Origin of the sequence: Dermacoccus abyssi (genome assembly GCF_003515945.1) — a bacterium.
Classification (GTDB): Bacteria; Actinomycetota; Actinomycetes; order Actinomycetales; family Dermatophilaceae; genus Dermacoccus; species Dermacoccus abyssi.
Window position 1 is genome coordinate 28907 of the sequence record NZ_QWLM01000009.1, and the last position, 16669, is coordinate 45575.

Annotated in this window: 17 protein-coding genes; 11 read left to right on the plus strand and 6 right to left on the minus strand. The window is 68.6% G+C overall.

Going from position 1 to position 16669, the window contains the following annotated elements; genetic code table 11:
• Positions 1–29: 29 nt before the first annotated feature.
• The 7 genes from D1832_RS08860 (at position 30) to D1832_RS08885 (ending at position 6810) form a co-directional block, all read left to right on the plus strand.
• Positions 30–1121 carry an LLM class flavin-dependent oxidoreductase gene (locus tag D1832_RS08860; RefSeq protein ID WP_241510944.1) on the plus strand — a complete coding sequence of 364 codons (1092 nt, stop codon included), beginning with the start codon at positions 30–32 and terminating at the stop codon, positions 1119–1121.
• A 134-nt stretch (positions 1122–1255) separates the two neighbouring features.
• Positions 1256–1726, plus strand: a complete 471-nt coding sequence (locus D1832_RS08865) for a low molecular weight protein-tyrosine-phosphatase (protein ID WP_118913549.1) — start codon at positions 1256–1258, stop codon at positions 1724–1726.
• Positions 1727–1854: 128 nt separating this feature from the next.
• Positions 1855–2619 carry an antitoxin gene (locus D1832_RS08870; RefSeq protein WP_118913550.1) on the plus strand — a complete coding sequence of 255 codons (765 nt, stop codon included), beginning with the start codon at positions 1855–1857 and terminating at the stop codon, positions 2617–2619.
• 197 nt (positions 2620–2816) lie between these two features.
• Entirely contained in the window at positions 2817–4124 is a 1308-nt protein-coding gene (locus tag D1832_RS08875) for a hypothetical protein (protein ID WP_241510945.1), read from the plus strand.
• Positions 4125–4141: 17 nt separating this feature from the next.
• The gene (locus D1832_RS15800) at positions 4142–4606 is read left to right on the plus strand and encodes a diadenylate cyclase (RefSeq protein ID WP_241510946.1); all 465 of its coding nucleotides are present in this window, start codon (positions 4142–4144) and stop codon (positions 4604–4606) included.
• Positions 4607–4691: 85 nt separating this feature from the next.
• Positions 4692–5069: a DUF6394 family protein gene (locus D1832_RS08880; RefSeq protein WP_118913551.1), complete on the plus strand. Its 378-nt coding sequence runs from the start codon at positions 4692–4694 to the stop codon at positions 5067–5069.
• A 13-nt stretch (positions 5070–5082) separates the two neighbouring features.
• Entirely contained in the window at positions 5083–6810 is a 1728-nt protein-coding gene (locus D1832_RS08885) for an NAD-binding protein (RefSeq protein WP_118913552.1), read from the plus strand.
• Here the strand turns inward: D1832_RS08885 and D1832_RS08890 are convergent.
• The gene (locus D1832_RS08890) at positions 6792–7415 is read right to left on the minus strand and encodes a GNAT family N-acetyltransferase (RefSeq protein ID WP_118913553.1); all 624 of its coding nucleotides are present in this window, start codon (positions 7413–7415) and stop codon (positions 6792–6794) included. The two genes, D1832_RS08885 and D1832_RS08890, sit on opposite strands and share 19 nt — an antisense overlap.
• Before the next feature lie 32 nt (positions 7416–7447).
• The gene (locus D1832_RS08895) at positions 7448–7837 is read right to left on the minus strand and encodes a VOC family protein (RefSeq protein ID WP_047310955.1); all 390 of its coding nucleotides are present in this window, start codon (positions 7835–7837) and stop codon (positions 7448–7450) included.
• 138 nt (positions 7838–7975) lie between these two features.
• On the opposite strand from D1832_RS08895, the gene D1832_RS08900 reads away from it, so the two are divergent.
• The 3 genes from D1832_RS08900 (at position 7976) to D1832_RS08910 (ending at position 11461) form a co-directional block, all read left to right on the plus strand.
• Positions 7976–8404, plus strand: coding sequence for a DUF6918 family protein (locus tag D1832_RS08900; protein ID WP_118913554.1), 429 nt, complete (start codon positions 7976–7978; stop codon positions 8402–8404).
• A 116-nt stretch (positions 8405–8520) separates the two neighbouring features.
• Positions 8521–10785 carry a cytochrome d ubiquinol oxidase subunit II gene (locus D1832_RS08905; protein ID WP_147362657.1) on the plus strand — a complete coding sequence of 755 codons (2265 nt, stop codon included), beginning with the start codon at positions 8521–8523 and terminating at the stop codon, positions 10783–10785.
• A gap of 97 nt (positions 10786–10882) precedes the next feature.
• Entirely contained in the window at positions 10883–11461 is a 579-nt protein-coding gene (locus D1832_RS08910) for a GH25 family lysozyme (protein WP_118913556.1), read from the plus strand.
• A gap of 50 nt (positions 11462–11511) precedes the next feature.
• On the opposite strand, the gene D1832_RS08915 is transcribed toward D1832_RS08910, so the two are convergent.
• Entirely contained in the window at positions 11512–12456 is a 945-nt protein-coding gene (locus D1832_RS08915; RefSeq protein ID WP_118913557.1) for an AAA family ATPase, read from the minus strand.
• Between the two features lie 26 nt (positions 12457–12482).
• Positions 12483–13082 (minus strand): LOG family protein, encoded by a 600-nt coding sequence (locus tag D1832_RS08920; protein ID WP_118913612.1) that lies wholly within the window; start codon positions 13080–13082, stop codon positions 12483–12485.
• Between the two features lie 146 nt (positions 13083–13228).
• Between D1832_RS08920 and D1832_RS08925 the strand changes: the two genes are divergently transcribed.
• A complete protein-coding gene (locus D1832_RS08925) occupies positions 13229–14611 on the plus strand; it encodes a threonine/serine exporter family protein (RefSeq protein WP_182434731.1) in 1383 nt (460 codons plus the stop codon).
• On the opposite strand, the gene D1832_RS08930 is transcribed toward D1832_RS08925, so the two are convergent.
• Both D1832_RS08930 and D1832_RS08935 read right to left on the minus strand, forming a co-directional pair.
• Positions 14602–15126, minus strand: a complete 525-nt coding sequence (locus tag D1832_RS08930; protein ID WP_118913559.1) for a DUF1697 domain-containing protein — start codon at positions 15124–15126, stop codon at positions 14602–14604. The two genes, D1832_RS08925 and D1832_RS08930, sit on opposite strands and share 10 nt — an antisense overlap.
• 63 nt (positions 15127–15189) lie before the next feature.
• Positions 15190–16635 (minus strand): amino acid permease, encoded by a 1446-nt coding sequence (locus D1832_RS08935; protein WP_241510947.1) that lies wholly within the window; start codon positions 16633–16635, stop codon positions 15190–15192.
• Positions 16636–16669: the final 34 nt, after the last annotated feature.

Sequence of the window (16669 nt, forward strand, 5' to 3'; positions counted from 1 at the left end):
CGGCCCCGACGCCGGGCGTTGACCCGAACGTGAGTGACAACGGCGCATCCCACCCGACTGACCCGACGACCCGCGCGAGCTCCTCGCCGGACGACACCACGATCGAGACCGTGTCGTTCGCCAAGAAGGCCGGTGACATCCCCCTGTCGATCCTCGACCTCGCCCAGGTGGGCGGCGGCCAGAGCGTCGGCGACGCCATCAACGCGAGCGTCGAACTCGCCCAGGCGGCTGAGGCGACGGGCCGTTTCGAGCGCATCTGGTTCGCCGAGCACCACAACATGAAACACATCGCGTCCGCGGCGACGTCGGTGCTGCTCGCGCACGTCGCGGCGCGCACGAACACGATCCGTGTCGGCTCGGGTGGCGTCATGCTCCCGAACCACTCCCCGCTCGTCATCGCCGAGCAGTTCGGCACCCTCGCCGAACTGCACCCGGGCCGCATCGACCTCGGCCTCGGACGGGCGCCCGGCACCGACCAGCGGACCTGGCAGGCCCTGCGACGCGACCCGCACGCCAGCGACCGCTTCCCCCAGGACGTCGTCGAACTCCAGGGCCTGCTCTCCGACGAGAGCCCCCTCGCCGGCATCGAGGCCGTGCCCGGCCAGGGCACCCACGTGCCTCTCTACATCCTCGGCTCGAGCATGTTCGGTGCCAAGCTCGCCGCCGCTCTCGGCCTGCCGTACGCCTTCGCGAGCCACTTCGCGCCCGACGCGCTGCAGGCCGCGGTTCACGCCTACCGCACCGAGTTCCGCCCCTCCGAGCAACTGGCCGAGCCGCACGTCATCGCGGCCCTCAACGTCGTGGCGGCCGAGACCGACGACGCCGCGGCGACGATGTACGAGGAGGTCCTGCGCGCCCGCGTTCGCTCCCTCGCCACCCGCTTCGGCGCTGCCGACCGCCGCCTCAGCGACGACGAGATCGAGATGCTTCTCGACTCCCCCGCCGGCCAGCAGGCCAAGCACATGCTCACGTACACCGCCATCGGCGGCCCCGAGCGCGTCGGCGCCTACCTCGAGCAGTTCGCCGAGCACGCCATGGCCGACGAGCTCATGATGACGAACGCGGCCCGCGGCCTCGAGGCCCAGAAGCGCGCTCTCGAGATCGTCGCTGCCATCCGCTGACGCCCCCTCGAGCACCCGCTTCGGGGGCTCGAGCCGGTCCGATAGCGCACGGGCCGCGCTTACCGGCACAATCGCCGGAAGACGGCCGAGGCTCCCGGCCCGGCCGGCCGCTAGAACACGAGAGGAACGCAAGAATGACGTCTGTGGTGTTCGTCTGCTGGGGCAACATCTGCCGCTCGCCGATGGCCGAGCGCGTCGCAGCGAAGTACTTCGCCGAACACGGCCTCGGCGACGTCGAGCTGACGAGCGCCGCGACGTCCACCGAGGAGATCGGCAACCCGATCGACCCTCGCGCCGTCACCGAACTGAAGAAGGCCGGCTACGACGCCGACGATCACAGCGCGCACCAGATCACGCGCGACGAGATCGACGAGAACGACCTCGTCGTCGCCATGGAGGACATCCACCTCGACCGGATGCGCGACATCTACGGCGGGGACCTGCCTGACCACGTCGTCCTCCTCACCGACTACGACCCCGAGGCCGAGCCCGGCGACGGCGTGCCCGACCCCTGGTACGGCGGTCAGGACGGCTTCGTCACGACGCTCGCGACGATGGAGCGGGCCATGCCCGCCCTCGCCGACGCGGTGCGCGAGCTCGGCTGACGCCACCGGCGCCGCGGGTCCGTCGGGTAGCGCGACCCCGCGAATTGCCTCTGGTGCCCGGAACATCCGCGTGGCAGGGTTCGTTACGACAGGTAAGACCTTCCATCGAACCCACCAGGGAGACGATCATGGGATTCACCGACAAGCTCAGGGCCAAGGCAGCCGAACTCGGCCTCGACCAGAAGGCTCAGCTCGCCAAGGAGAAGGCCGCCGCCGCGGCTGACGGCAACCGCGAGAAGATCGCCGAGGCCGTCCAGAAGGCCGGCGCCACCGTCAACGACAAGACCGGCGGCAAGTACGCCGACAAGGTCGCCAAGGCGCAGGATGCCGCCATGACCGGCGTCGACAAGGTGTCTGCCAAGGGCGCCGCCACCGGCGCTGCAGGCACGACGACCGGTGACTTCGGCGACACGGCGGTCGCCAGCGAAGAGGCCATCGACCGCGCCATCGGACAGGACGGCCTGCAGACGGCCGACGACCAGTTCGGCGGCGACAGCGCCGTCGATCGTGCGGTCGGCGCCGACGCGCCGACGAGCTCGCTCGACCCGAACACCGCCTACTCCGTCGACGACAACGAGCCTGTCACGGACCCGGAGATCAACTCCGTCCACGGCGAGGCCGACGGTCTCGGCGAGAACCGCACCACCACCGACGGTTTCGGTGACGACGCCGGCGCGCGCGACGTACGCAACGCCGACATCGACAACGCAGCCGTGACCGATCCCGAGATCAATTCCGTGAACGGCGACTTCGGTGACGACGCGGACACGGGCGAGGCACTGGCCGACCCGGAGGTCTCCGCCCTCAGCGGCGAGGCCGAGCAGGAGAACGCGGTGCGCCGCGTCGGCGAAGGCCTCGGCGAGGACGGCCCGCAGGGCGACGCCCTGCGCTGACTCGCGGCCGGTGCCCGAGGGCATCGCCGGCATCACCTCTGACGCCGACGCGCGTCCCGGTTCTCGGCCGGGACGCGCGTCGTCGTGTCGGCCCGGATGTCAACGCGCGACGACCGCCTCCACGACGATTGCCGACACCCATCCACCGCGTGGGACGTGCCTCACGGCACCGGAGTCGCCGTGCGAAAATGCGGTCCATGGAAGCAGTTCGGGGGGAAGCTGCGTCTCTGTGGGGTGACCAGGGCGAGCTGCGGTGGTCGATGGAACGACTCGCCGACGAGTCGCTCGATCGCGCCGGCGTCGAACTCGACCCACGCGGCTTCCTCATCGGTTTTCCCCTCGACGAGTCCGGTGCAGTCCTCATCGAACCCGAGCGCAACGCGTTCGACGTCGAACCGCTCGCCGGCCTCCTCGCTCGGGCCGACGCGCTGTTCGCGGAACGACGGCGCACCACCTGCCCCGCCTTCTGCCCCGAGGCGCGTTCCGTCCAAGCCGGAGCGCCCCACCCGGCGGACGAGGAGTGGCACCCGGAGCACTACCTCACCGCCCTGCTCGAAGGCTGTCGACGTCAGGTTCTCCTCGAAGCCCTCGACACCGCAGCGCGATTCGACGACCGCCGACTCTTCGTCGGGATGAGCGTCGTCGTCGACGACCACCGCGTCTTCCCCGTGCTTGCCGTGTCGAGCGAGCCGTGGGCCGAACTGCCGAAACTGTCGACCACGACGATCGACGGCTTCGCGGCCGCGGCCTGTTTTCCCGAAGCCGTCATCGACGACGTCCTGCGCGCGGCCAGCCACGAACTCGACCGCAAGCACCCCGTCTCCCTCATCGGTATCGACGCCGGCGCCGTACTCCGTTCCGCAGCAGACACCTTCGTCAACGGATGCGCTTCGCGCGCCGGTCAGGAGTTCGCACTCGGCCTGCGTGACGCCCTCGACGCCGTGTCGGCACAGACCTACGAGGGGCGCGCCAGCCTCGGCACCCTCGTGCTCGCCCAACCCGGCCACGGGGCCGTTCGCTGCGATGTCGCGTTCGAGCACGAGGTGGCCGTGTCCGTGCCCCGCGCCTTCCGCAAGGCCCTCGAAATGACGGGCCCGGGCTTCGAGCTCCTGTGCGACGGGCGCAAGGTGTACGGCCTCGGCACCCTCGAAGACTCCTACGACCCGGCGGGCGAGCGCTGCTTCACCGTGCGTGTCGTCGGTAACGGCTCGTGGGAGTTGTGGCACGCGACGACGCCGTTCCTTCGCGTCGACAACGGCCAGCCCACGCTCCCGCGCGACCTCGTCGACGCCGACACGTTCGTGCACACCGTGCGGCGCGTCTTCCCCGAGGCCACCGACCAGCACGCGAACATCCTGTGGGACATGGCCCAGGCCTGCATCCGTCAGCAGCACGGCACGATGCTCGTCGTCCACCCCGATGCTCGCGCCGAGGGCGAACGCCTTCTCCCGCAGGCGTACACCGTCGAGCCGACCCGCCTCGGCCGAACGCGTTCCACGCCCTGACGAAGATCGACGGCGCGGTGCTCGTCAGCCCGGAGGGTCACTGCCACGCCGTCGGCGTCATTCTCGACGGCGCCGCCACGGGCACCGGCGACATCTCGCGCGGCGCTCGGTACAACTCGGCGATCCGCTACCTCGCGGGGCGCGGCAAGGGTTCGATGGTCATCATCGTGAGCGAGGACGGGCGCATCGACATCCTGCCGCAGCTGGCTCGTCGAATGCGCCGCTCGACGATAGAGCGTGTCGTCCAACAGCTCGTCAAGGCTGCGCACGAGGGGCACGACTACGAGAAGTTCGCGCGCCTCGACGCCCGCGCCACGCAGTTCGAGTTCTACCTCGACGCCGAGCAGTGCGAGGCCGTCAACGACGCACGCGAGACCGTCGAGCAGCGACGGTGGGCCGAGGAGCGCGTGCGCATGCAGGTCGTTCCCATCGCGCCGCACCCTGCGATGGACGACTCCTACTTCGTCACCCCGGAGCAGTAGCCCGTGAGCGAGCGCCCACCGCGAGGAACCTTCCCATCGGCACCGCGATGGAGGGCGGACCGTTCGACGCCGTACGCTTTCACGTATGAACCTCGAAAAAGTCGTCTTCGGCTTCTTCGTGCTGCTGGCCGCTACGATGAACTTCGGTTTCTTCATCGGCGACATGAGCGACCCGAAGCTGCACAACATCAACGAGCTGTACGTGGCGATCTTCGTCAACCTCATCGCGCTCGTGCTCAAGTTCGGTGACCGCACGCAAATCGGCGCTGTCCACCTCGCCACGTCCCTCGTGGCTGTGCTCCAACTCGTCTCCGCGGCAGCTTTCTACGTTCTCGCCGGCGGATACGAGAACGACCCCGGCACCACCTCCAGCATCGTCTCGCTCTCCGGCGGCGCCCTGCTCGCGAACATCGTCAGCGTGGTGCTGCTCGTGTCCGAGACCATCTCCTACCGCCGACGCTGAATCCCTGCGCCCCATGAGCGCGATGCTCGCCTTCTTCACCCGCCACAGCCACCGCCACCGCACCCGGCTGCGGCGGCCCGTGCGCATCCCCGACGAGGCACCGTCGACCGACGCGATCTTCATCGTCATCCGCCGGATGCGTTCGCCGCTCGTGTTCATCACGACGGTGTTCGCCATCTCCGTGCTGGGGCTGTCGATCATCCCGGGCAAGGACGCGAACGGAAACGCGACGCACCTGTCGCCGTTCGAGGCGTTCTACTTCATCTCCTACACCGCCTCGACGATCGGCTTCGGCGAGATCGTGCCCTTCACCACCGCCCAACGGATGTGGGTGACGGTCTGCATCTTCATGACGGTCGTCGGCTGGGCGTACGCCATCGGTACGTTGCTGTCGCTGCTTCAATCGGCGAGTTTCCAGGACGCCGTCGCGATGCAGCGCTTCCGGCGCAAGGTCAAGCGCATCCGCGAACCGTTCCTCATCGTCTGCGGGTACGGCCAGGCGGGCCGTCAGGTCTGCCGCGAACTCGACGAAGCCGGCCGCCGTTTCGTCGTCATCGACAGCCACGACGGGCGCGTCGAACGCATTGCCACGGACGAGTTGGAGAGCGACGTCCCCGCCCTCGAGGCCGACGCGAGCCTACCGAGCGTGCTCGGCATGGCGGGGCTCTCCAACCAGTACTGCGAAGGCGTGCTCGCCCTCACCGACGACGACACCGACAACCTCGCCATCGTCATGGCGACGACCCTGCTGCGCCCCGGCACGAGCGTCATCGCGCGATGCATGGACCGCGTCGTCGAGGAACGCATGGACGACTTCGCGCCGAACGCCGTCATCAACCCGAGCGACCGCTACGGCGCCTACCTCGTCCTCGCGCTCCAGCGCCCCGCCACGTACAACCTCGTGAAGTGGCTCATGGACCCGCGCGACGACGCGATGCCCAAGCCGCTCCAGCCCAAGCCTGGCGGCTGCTGGGTCGTGTGCGCCGACGGCGAATTCGCCGAGGAGGTGACGAGCGATCTCGAACGGGCCGGCATGAACGTCACCGTCGCCGACCCCAAGGATGGCCACCCCGATGTCTCGCGGGCCAACGGATTCGTCGTCGGAACGGACAACGACACGACCAACCTCGCGCTCGCCGAGCACGCCAAGATCGCTCGCTCCGACCTCTTCGTCGCCGTCCGCCAGCAGTCGGACGCCCGCGCCTCGCTCGTGAGCGCGCTCGCCATCGACTCCGTCTTCACGCCCACGGAACTCGTCGCCCAGGAGAGCCTCGCGCGCGTCGTCACGCCGCTGTTCTGGAGCTTCGTCGAGTACGCAGTCCAGCAGCCCAACGAGTTCGCCGAGGGGATCATCGCGCGCCTCACGGCGCACTGCGGCCATACCGGCAAGGAGCGGATGCTCGTCGACCTGTCGGCCCAGGGCTCACCCGCACTGCACCGCTGGTTGCTCCACGACGAACTCACCGTCGGGCAGATCCTCAAGAGCTCCGACGGCCGCGACGAGCACCTCCCGCTCGTACCGCTCGTCCTCGTCCGCAACGGCGAGCACATCTTCGCTCCCGACGAGTCGACGACCGTGACGACCGACGACCACCTGCTCGTCGTCGGTCACCGCTCGGGGCTGGTCGCGCTGCACGAAACGCAGTACTCGGACGCTGCGGCGGAGTACATCGCGACCGGCGCCCACGTGCCGGAGACGTGGCTGTGGCGCAAGCTCAAGCGTCACCGCCCCGCGGCCTGACCGCCTTCCCACTCACGGCGCAGAAGCGAGTAGAGGCACGCGTCGACGAACTTGCCGTCGATGAGGCCGTCGTCGACGAAGTAGCCCTCCTGACGAAAACCGTTGCGTTCGAGCACGGTGCGCGACGCGACGTTGTCGGCGAACACGTCGGCCTGAATGCGGTGCACGTGCGGCTCGGCGAACAGGTGGGCGACGAGTGCTCCGACGAGTTCGGTGCCCAGGCCGCGCCCCGCCACGAGCGGTGACATCGCGTAGTGGATTCGCGCAACGAGGCGGTCAGTGGGCGCCTCGTTCTGCGTCCACACCCTTGCCACCTTGAAGCCGCAGTCGCCGACGACCGCCGCGTCATCGTCCTGAGCGAGCGCCTCGACGACGAGCTGGACCTCGCGTTCGACGTCGTTGGCCAAGGTGGTGCGGGCCATCCGGAGCCGCAGCCTGGCCTCGAGCTGGGCGGGCGTGAGCGCACCGTGGCTCAGGTAGGCGTAGACCTCGGGCTGGGCGCGAATTGCCGCAGCCGCCGCGACGTCGTCGCTCGTCATCGGGCGCAGACGGAGGCGCGGCGTCTCGACGGGTGTGCTCGACACGAAACTCGGCAGCGTGCTCATGGCGTCACTGTGCCACGAGCGGCCCAAGCGTTTCAGCCCTGAGCTACGCCACAGCGCTCCGCGTCCGCGGTGAGGACGCAGAACTCGTTGCCCTCCGGGTCGGCGAGCACTGCCCAGCCCTCGTCAGGCTGACGTAGATCGTCGACCATCGTGGCGCCGTGGGCGAGCAGACGCTCAACCTCCTCGTCACGCGTGGTGTCGACCGGACGAACGCACACGTGCATGCGGTTCTTGACCTGCTTCGGTTCGGGCACCTTGAGAAACACGAGGTCCCGCCCCACGGGGCCGGCCAACCAGGCCTCCTCGTCGGTCCACTCGTCCTGCTCGTCGGCCTCGAAGTCGTCGACCACGTCGGCCCACCACAGGGCCAAGGCCCGCGGGTCGGCACAGTCAATGCAGAAGTTTGCTGTTCTCGTCGTCATGAATCAAGACTGCCACGGCCCGGTGACAACCGCGGCGTTCCGCCGAGCCGCGTTCGACCGCGCGCCTCACCCGCGACGGCGCTGTCACCCGCGGCGGCTATGGTGAGCGCAGTATTTACCCCGTCAGAAAGGCACCCCATGTCTCTGTCCGAGAAGCTCCTCGCCCCCGCCGTGCGCCCTGCTGTCGCCGCCGACCTCGCGGCCACGATCGACACCGAGGTCTCGAACAAGCGCGGCCTCTCCGGTGCCGCCATCAAGACGGGCTACGCCGCCGCCAAGAAGAAGGCCGACGTGCCGAAGGTGCTCAACGAGAACCTCGAGCAGATCACCGCCATCTTCGACCCGTACTGGGAGCAGTTCGGCGGCCAGGGCGACTTCGGCGCCTACCTCGCCGGCCGCGGCGACGAGGTGACCGCCGACATCCTCAAGGTTGCCGACGCCCGCGCTCAGGCCACGAGCCGCGACCAGATCTCGAAGGTCTACGGCAGCATGCGCGGCAAGGCCGCCGACCTCATCAAGGAATCGCTGCCCGCCATCGGCGCCACACTGCAGAAGCACGCCGGCTGAATCGACCACTTCTGCCCCGAGCGTCCACCGTGACACGGTGGACGCTCGGGTGCGTTCGGGGTGACGGCGTGCCTCGCGGAATGCCGCCATGACGCGCTTTATGCTGCGGTGTGCACGTGAACTCCCCCGGCTCGTCCCTCTCTCTTCGCCGTCTCGAGGCCTCCGACGCCGTCGGTGCATTCACGTTCCTCGCCGGCGCTTTCGCCGTCAACCGAGCTGGCGTCGCCTGGCCCGACATCGCGCGTCTCGTCTTCGCGTACGGCCTCACCGTCCTCGGCCCCGGGCTCGTCATCACGCGGCGCTTCCCGACGCTCACACGGGTGGGACGGCTGAGTGTTGCCTTCACCGCCGGCCTTGCCGCGCAACTTCTCGGGTGGGCCGTCGGTGTCGCCACCGGACAGACCTGGCTGGTCCTAGTAACGCCCGCGCTGTTCGCGGGCCTGTGGGAACTCGCGTTCCGCCGCTTCGCGCCCGCACCTCGCACCCAGGAAACTGCCGAGGCGCCCCGCAGCCGCTGGTGGGCCGTCGGCGCACTCCTCGTCAGTAGCGCCGTCGCCCTGCATTCCCTGGCACTTACCCTGTGGCGCATCACGCCTCTCGACCACCACCTGCGCTGGTACCAGGACATGGAGTGGCACGTCGCGATCTCCGCACTCGCCATGCATCAGGTGCCGCCGACCGATCCCCAGTCAGCTGCCGAAGGACCCTTGTCCTACCACTGGTTCAGCAACGCCCACGGCGCCGCACTGAGCCTTGCGAGCGGGGTCGACATCGACGCGGTCTCCGTCGTCGCGTGGTTCCTGCCCGTGGGGTTGGCGACGCTCGGCCTCGCCTACGAGATGGGTCTTTCCCTTTCTCGTTCGGCCCTCGTCGCGGCCCTGGCTCCGCTGCTCATCGCCGTCCCACCCGTCGCGCTGTTCAGCGAGGTCATCGACACCGGCTCGACGTTCGCGCTCATCTGGCTCAGCCCTTCGCACCTTTTCAGCCTGCCCCTGTGCCTGTTGCTCACCTGGGTCGTCATCATCATCCTGCGAACGCCTCGCGTCCCGGTGCCGACGGCGGCGCTGGCTCTCCTGCTCGCTCTCATGGGCCCGGGTACGAAGGTGTCGATCCTGCCGACGCTCATGGGCGGTCTCGGCATCGTCACCGTGCACGCGCTGTGGCGCCGGCGCGGTGTCGTCCGGCCCATCGTGCTCGGCGCCGTCGGCGGAGCCATCGTGCTCGGGACAGCACCTCTCTTCGCCGGCGGCGGGGGCGGTTCGATCTTCCTGCTCGGTGCCACCGCCCGCCAGCTGCGGCCGTGGAGAGAACTTCAGAAGATGGGGCGCGAGCCGGGTTTCGACGTGCTCGCTCTGTTCGTCGTGGCGTTGCTCGCGACCTACGCAGTCATCCTCTTGGTGGCGGCGATCGACGACGTCGTGGCGCGCTCGATGTTCATCGGTATGTTCCTGGTAGCCGTGGCGGCCATGTTCGCGCTCGCTCACCCCTCCCTGTCGCAGGTCTACTTCATGCGCGGGCTGCAGCCCGTGTCGGCGGTCTTCATCGCCTGGGGGTTCGTCGCGTTGGTCAACGGGGCACGCAGACGCTCCGACACGCGGGCGGTGGCCCTGGCCGCTGGAATCATCGGCGGCGCCTCGTTCGGTGTGGCCCTCGTGTGGCAACGCACGTCCGTCTACGAGCACCTCGCGCCGCTTCGGATGTCGCGTATGGCCCCGATCGCCGGTGTTGTCCTCCTGCTCGCCCTCGTGAGCATCGTGTTGCTCGCGCGCCGCAAGCGGCACCCGCGGGCCGCACTCTCACTGGGGGCTTCCGTTCTCGGCTACAGCCTGGCTGCCCCCGTCCTTGCCACTGCGTACACGATGACCCCCGAATACGCCCCGGTGGTCAAGCCCGCCAATCCGCCGACCGCCACCTCTCCACTCACCGAGGACGAACTCGAGGCGGGTCGCGCCCTTGCGCAGGCGAACCCGGAGTCGTCACTCGTGGCGACCAACGTGCACTGTGCGGCCGTCGTGACCGTCGATCACTGCGATGCACGGGGTTTCTGGGTGTCGGCCATCACGCGTTCGCCGGTCGACATCGGGGCCTGGGCCTACAGTTCCAGCGCCCGGATCCGGAACGGTGTGGGCGGTTACCGCTACATGTACCAGCCGTACTACGACACGACGGCGTTCGCCCAGAACGAGCGAGCGTTCTCGGCTCCGGATCGTCAGGTGCTCGACGCTCTCGCCGCACGCGGGGTGCGCTACCTCTACGCCGACTCCCGCGCGTCGAGGGTCTCGCCGGAGTTGGCCGACCTCACGACCACGATCTTCAGTTCGCCCACGGTCTCCGTCTACGAACTGCCCCCGCCCTCGAAGGCCGCCAGTAGCGCGAGCTGAGCCACCGAAGGGCCCGAAGGGTCGGCCGAGGTGCCTGGCCACCCATTCGGTCTGCCTACCGTCTGTCGCGCTACGGTCTCGATCACATCGCGCCTCGATGACGATTCAAACCGTTGACGGCATCATCCGCGGTGCCTACCACTTCGCGAATCCCTCGTCCGCCACCGGAGCGCAGCAGGCCGACTTCTTCGTGTCGAACGGCGGCGGGTGGTCGAACGACGGCAAGACCCTGCCCGGGGCCCTCGACATGGAGTGGAACCCCTACGGCTCCATGTGTTTCGACATGACCCAGACGCAGATGCGCACGTGGATCAACGACTTCGTCACCCAGCACCGCACGCGTACCGGCGTGAACCCGATGATCTACACCGCCTCGACCTGGTGGAACCGCTGCGTCGGCACTGATGCGAGTGCCGCAGGTTCGAACGGGTCGCTCCCGCAGACCGGAACGACGCAGCAGGCCGTCGTCGTCAAGGATTCCGTTCTCGCCCAGAACCCGTTGTGGCTCGCGCGCTACAGCAGTTCGGTCGGCCCGCTGCCGACCATGTGGTCGTCACAGAACCGCATGCACGCGATCTGGCAGAACGCCGCGCTGGATGCGAAGGGCTACGACACGAACATCTTCAACGGCTCGCTGACGCAGCTGCGCGCCTACGCGACCACCGGCAAGCTCTGATCCCACCGTGAGCGGCGCCCGGGCCTTCGCTCGGGCGCCGCTCGCCTGCGTCAGGACTCGAGGAACGAAGCCGGATCGTTCATGAAGTGACGCCACTGCCGCACGAGCCCGGCGTCGTCGTGATCGACCTCGCGGAAGCCCCGATCGTCGAGTTCGATGATGGTGGCGCCCGGCAGCGCCGCGAGGATCGGTGAATGGGTGGCGAGCAGGATCTGGTGCCTGCCCGTGCCCATGAGCGCGGTGAGGTGACGCAGGAGGCGCAGTTGGTTGTCGAACGACAAGGCTGACTCCGGCTCGTCGAGCACGTAGAGGCCGGGCCGCTTCGGCTTGAACCTCAGTTCCACGAGCGCGACGAATGACTCGCCGTGGCTGAGCTGGTGGAAGAGCGGCTCTTCGGGATCATTGCCCGGGTTGTCCTCGAGGTAACTGAAGAACGAGTGCATCGTCTCGGCGCGCAGGAAGTAGCCGCCCTTGCCCTCACCGGCGTTGCGCACGATGTGCAGCTGATCACCGAGACCGGCCTCGGTGTTGCGCGTGCGGTGCCTGCTGCCCGTCGAACCGCCCTCGGGCGCAAGGCCGTAGGCCATGGCGATGCCCTCGGCGAGCGTCGACTTGCCGCTGCCGTTCTCGCCGAGCAGCACCGTTGCGGGGCCGGGCGTGAACCCCTCGAGCAGGAACTGACGGACGGCGGGGATGCCCTCCCACCAGTGGTAGCCGGGTTCGAGGGGCGCTTCGGACTCGTCCTCTTCGGGCTCCTCAAGCGACAACCACTGACGTTGGAAGTCGGTGAGGCCGTCGTCGGGTTCGGCGGCCTGCTCGGCCGCTGCCGGCTCGGGCGTCCCGGCGGTCTCGGGTGAGTCGTCGGCTTCTTCGCCGGGCCACTCGACGACCTCATCGTCCTCGAGCGAGTGCGCGATGAGCCGCTCGCGGACCTCGGGCCAGGCCTCGATGGTGCGCACGGGAAGGCGCGAGCGCACCCACTCCTCGTCACTCATGAGACACCTCCTTGAAGCGACCGTGCTCAGAAACCGGGGCGCAGTTGTTGGCCGGTCACCGTGCATCGCGCGGCGAGGGCGTCGAGGGCCCGCTCGATGGTCGGCTCGACGACGGCGTCGTCGATGACGCTGCCGCGCACGAACCCTGCGTCACTGATGCCCCGCAGCGCGTCGAGCAGCGGCCGCCAGAAACCGTCGACGTCGAGGAAGCCGACGGGCTTCGAGTGGTAACCGATGGTGCGCCAGGTCCACACTTCGAAGATCTCCTCGAGCGTGCCCAGTCCACCGGGAAGGGCGAGGAAGGCGTCGGCCCGCTCAGCCATCCCGGCTTTGCGGGTGTGCATCGTGTCGACCACGTGGAACTCCGTGAGGTCGCTGCGACCCCACTCGCGCTCGACCATGAGCGTCGGGATGAACCCGACGACCTCGCCGCCGGCGTCGAGGGCACCCTGGCTCACCGCGCCCATGAGACCCCCGCCGCCCGCGCCGTAGACGAGCACGAGGCCACGCTCGGCGATGACGCGCCCCGCCTCGTAGGCGGCGTCCATGAGGCCGGGATTCTTGCCCGGTGTGGAGCCGCAGAAGACGGCGACGCTGCGAAGCGGTGACTGGGATGACGTCGACATGCGGCACACCCTAACGGGCCGGTCCGACACGACCCGATGCTGCGTCGTGGCCCTACCCTTGCGATGGGGCCGACAGCCACGACTCCAGTGCCGCGGCATGCCATGGCACCCCGGCCGACCCAACCTTCGTCGAGACGGTGACATCCTTGCCCAGTTCCAGCCCTCCCGAGCGCACAGCGCGCAGTTCAGCGACGGCGAGCGCTGACGACCTCTTCTCCTTCGCTCTGCGGATCGGGGAGTCACTCCTGCGCATTGGCGCGTCCTCGGAGGTCGTCACACGGGCCCTCCTCGCACTGGCGCGCACCAACGGTTACCCCGACTGCACGGTCAACGTGACGATGGGGCAGATCACGCTGGGCTACGTACCGACCGAGACACTGCAACCGGTGACCCTCGTCAAGAACGTGGGATCCGTCGAACTCGACATCCCCACGTTGACGGCCATCGAGGACCTCGTGGGGGAGACGGTGACGGGGCGCGTCGGTGTTCTGGAAGCGTTCGAGAAGCTCAACTTCATCATCGACCACGGTCGCTCTCCTCTGACCCTCCGGTTGATGGGGGCCTTCCTCATGGCGATGGGGTTCGCGTGGTTGCTCGGGGCGGATCTCGCCGCTGCACTCGTGGCGGCCGCGACGGCGGTGCTCACCGAGTTCCTCTCGACCGGTGCGAGCCGCATCATGCTCCCCCCGTTCTACGCGCGTGTGCTGAGCAGCGTCCTCGCCGTCGGTGCAGCCAGCCTCGCGCTCGCCTTGACACCGCTCACGCAGCCCGGTGTCGTCATCACGGCGTCCATCGTCACGCAACTTGTCGGTAGCGCTTCCGTGAGCGCCGTGCAGGATCTCCTCACCGGCTGGCTCCTGACCGCATGTGGCCGACTCATCGAGGCCGCCCTGCTCACCACGGGTCTCGTCGTCGGGACGATGGGTGGCCTCACCCTCGCCGAGAAGGCGGGACGATCGCTCGAACTGACCGCCGTGCAGCCGGCGTTGGATCTCTCCCAGACGTCGGTCGCTGCCGTCCTCATCGCCGCCGGTTACGCCGTGTCCTGCCAGGCGGGGCCGCGCAGCATCATTCTGTTCTCCCTCCTCGGCGCCCTCGGGCACCTCGTCTACACCGTGTCCGATCGCTCGGGTGTCTCGGGCATGAGTTCTACGGCCGCCGCCGCTACTGTGCTCGGCATCCTCACGGTCCTCCTCGCTCGCCCCATGAACTGGCCTGCCTCGGGGGCCCTCGACATCGCCGTCATCCCCCTCGTGCCGGGGATGGCCTTCTACCAGGCTCTGGCCGGGTTCGTGAACCACGACGCCAATGCGGCGGCCCATCTCTTCGAGGGCCTTGCCACGTCCATCGCCATCGGCGCCGGCGCCGTGCTGGGGCAGTTCGTCTCGAGTCGTGTGCTGTGGCAGGCGCGCAGAGCGCAGGTCAACCACCTCGCGAAGCGTGACGGCACGTCGATCGCCGAGGCCGAGTTCGAGGCGCAGGGCCTGACGACTCCCGACTTCCGACGCCCCTTCCACCGTCAGGCCTGATCGGGCACCATCTTCTCGAGGGTGTTGAGGTTGCGCGTGGTCGTCGTCGCCTTGTACTCGCGCTTCGCCAGCAGCTTGGCCACGGGCGTCGACGTCGTCGAACCCTTGAGGCAGCGCCAGTAGAGGTCGTCGCCGAAGACCGCGACGTGCTCGTCGTGGGGCGAGGCGTCGATGGCGGCCTGGGCGGCCTCGAACGCGGCGCCTCCCCCGAGGACGATGTAGCGGTGGTGGGCGTCGTCGAGTGTGAACGGCCAGTTCTCGACGAGGTCACGCACAGTCTCGGCCTCGCGCACGAGCACGTACGCCTCGTAGTCGAACGCGTCGCCGATGGCCCGCTCGGCCACCGTCTTCAGCTCGTCGGCGCTGCCGTCGAAGTCAACGCGGACGTTGCCCGTGGCGAGCCACGTCGTCACGTCGCGGCATCCCGCGTCGGCGAGCACCTTCCGCAACTCGGGCATCGGCACGCGAATGCCGCCGACGTTGATGCCGCGCAGGAACATGACGTAGGTGCTCATGGGTCGAGTCTGCCCCGTCGCACCGGACTGTGGGGGCGCCGTGCCGCCGTCAGTCGTCAGTCGTCAGACCGAATCGGAGGTCTCGGCGATGCCCTCCTCGGCGGCCTCGACGATCTCGCGGTCGCTACCGCCGCTGAACCCGTGACGCACGAACGACGCCACGAGGACGACGGCGGCCACGGCGAGGCTGAACCACAGGTTCTGGCTCTGCTCCGAGTCGAACGCCATCATGACGAGCACGAGGACGATGAACGCGATCGTCGCGTACGTGAGGCTCGGGAAGAGCCACATGCGCACACGCACGGCCACGCCGGCGGCGTCCATCGCGCGACGCGAGCGCAACTGCGTGAACGAGATGCACAGGTAGACGAAGAGTGCCGCGCACCCGGCCGTCGAGAGCAGGTAGCCGAAGATCTCGTCCGGCAGCACGTAGTTGAGCCCCACGCAGAGGAACCCGACGACGACACTCGCGAGAATGGCCGCCACCGGCACGCCGCGGCTGTTCGTCCGCCCGAACGCGGCGGGAGCGTCACCGCGTTGGCCGAGGCTGAACGCCATGCGGCTCGCAGTGTAGAGCGCTGAGTTGAGGCAGCTCGCGACGGCGGTGAGGATCGCGAGGTCGAGCAGCGTCGTCAGGCGTCCGAGGCCGATCGTCTCGAGGGTGAACTGGTACGAGCCGACCTCCGCGAGCTTCGGGCTTCGCCAGTTGACCAGGGCCACGACGACGAAGATCGAGCCGAGATAGAAGATCGAGATGCGCCAGATGACGCTGTTCACCGCGCGGCGAATGCCGCTGACGGGGTTCTTCGACTCGGCCGCGGCGATCGTCACGATCTCCGTGCCGAGGTAGGTGGTGGTCGTCGTGAGCATGGCGGCGAAGATGCCGCCGAGGCCGTCGCCGAAGAAGCCGTTGGCCGTGAGGCCGGAAAGGCCCGAGACGTCACTCGTCGGCAGTAGGCCGAGGATCGCGAGGAGGCCGACGGCGATGAACGCGATGATGACCACCACCTTGACGAGGGCGAACCAGAACTCGAACTCGCCGTAGTTGCCGACGCTCACGAGGTTGGTGGCCGTGAGGATCGCCGTGATGAGGAAGGCGAAGACCCACTGTGGCCAGTCGATCCAGTTCGTCAGGATCGTCGCCCCGGCCGTTGCCTCGACGGGGATGATGAGCGCCCAGGCCCACCAGTAGAGCCATCCGATGGAGAAGCCCGCCCACTTGCCGAGCGCGCGGTCGGCGTAGACGCTGAACGACCCGGTGTCGGGGTTGACCGTGGCCATCTCGCCCAGCATCCGCATGACGAGGACGACGACGAGACCAGCAGCCGCATAGCTGATGATGGCGGCCGGCCCGGCCAGTTTGATCGCGTTCGCCGACCCGACGAACAGGCCCGCGCCGATGACGCCGGCGATGGAGATCATCGTGACGTGACGCGGCTTGAGGCCGGATTCGAGGTGGTCGCGCCCGGCTCGGTGCTCGTCGCGGGCCCCTCCGGGGGCGACGCACACGTGCGCACCGGCTCGTCGTGGCGGGTGTCGTTCT

Bases quoted from the DNA above. Each gene is read 5' to 3' on its own strand.
- D1832_RS08915 (WP_118913557.1), bottom strand. From the start codon at position 12,456: ATGAGTGACGAGGAGTGGGTGCGCTCGCGCCTTCCCGTGCGCACCATC.
- D1832_RS08895 (WP_047310955.1), bottom strand. From the start codon at position 7,837: ATGACGACGAGAACAGCAAACTTCTGCATTGACTGTGCCGACCCGCGG.
- D1832_RS08885 (WP_118913552.1), top strand. From the start codon at position 5,083: ATGAGCGCGATGCTCGCCTTCTTCACCCGCCACAGCCACCGCCACCGC.
- D1832_RS08930 (WP_118913559.1), bottom strand. From the start codon at position 15,126: ATGAGCACCTACGTCATGTTCCTGCGCGGCATCAACGTCGGCGGCATT.
- D1832_RS08890 (WP_118913553.1), bottom strand. From the start codon at position 7,415: ATGAGCACGCTGCCGAGTTTCGTGTCGAGCACACCCGTCGAGACGCCG.
- D1832_RS08875 (WP_241510945.1), top strand. From the start codon at position 2,817: ATGGAAGCAGTTCGGGGGGAAGCTGCGTCTCTGTGGGGTGACCAGGGC.
- D1832_RS08900 (WP_118913554.1), top strand. From the start codon at position 7,976: ATGTCTCTGTCCGAGAAGCTCCTCGCCCCCGCCGTGCGCCCTGCTGTC.
- D1832_RS08880 (WP_118913551.1), top strand. From the start codon at position 4,692: ATGAACCTCGAAAAAGTCGTCTTCGGCTTCTTCGTGCTGCTGGCCGCT.
- D1832_RS08865 (WP_118913549.1), top strand. From the start codon at position 1,256: ATGACGTCTGTGGTGTTCGTCTGCTGGGGCAACATCTGCCGCTCGCCG.
- D1832_RS08870 (WP_118913550.1), top strand. From the start codon at position 1,855: ATGGGATTCACCGACAAGCTCAGGGCCAAGGCAGCCGAACTCGGCCTC.
- D1832_RS08910 (WP_118913556.1), top strand. From the start codon at position 10,883: ATGACGATTCAAACCGTTGACGGCATCATCCGCGGTGCCTACCACTTC.
- D1832_RS08920 (WP_118913612.1), bottom strand. From the start codon at position 13,082: ATGTCGACGTCATCCCAGTCACCGCTTCGCAGCGTCGCCGTCTTCTGC.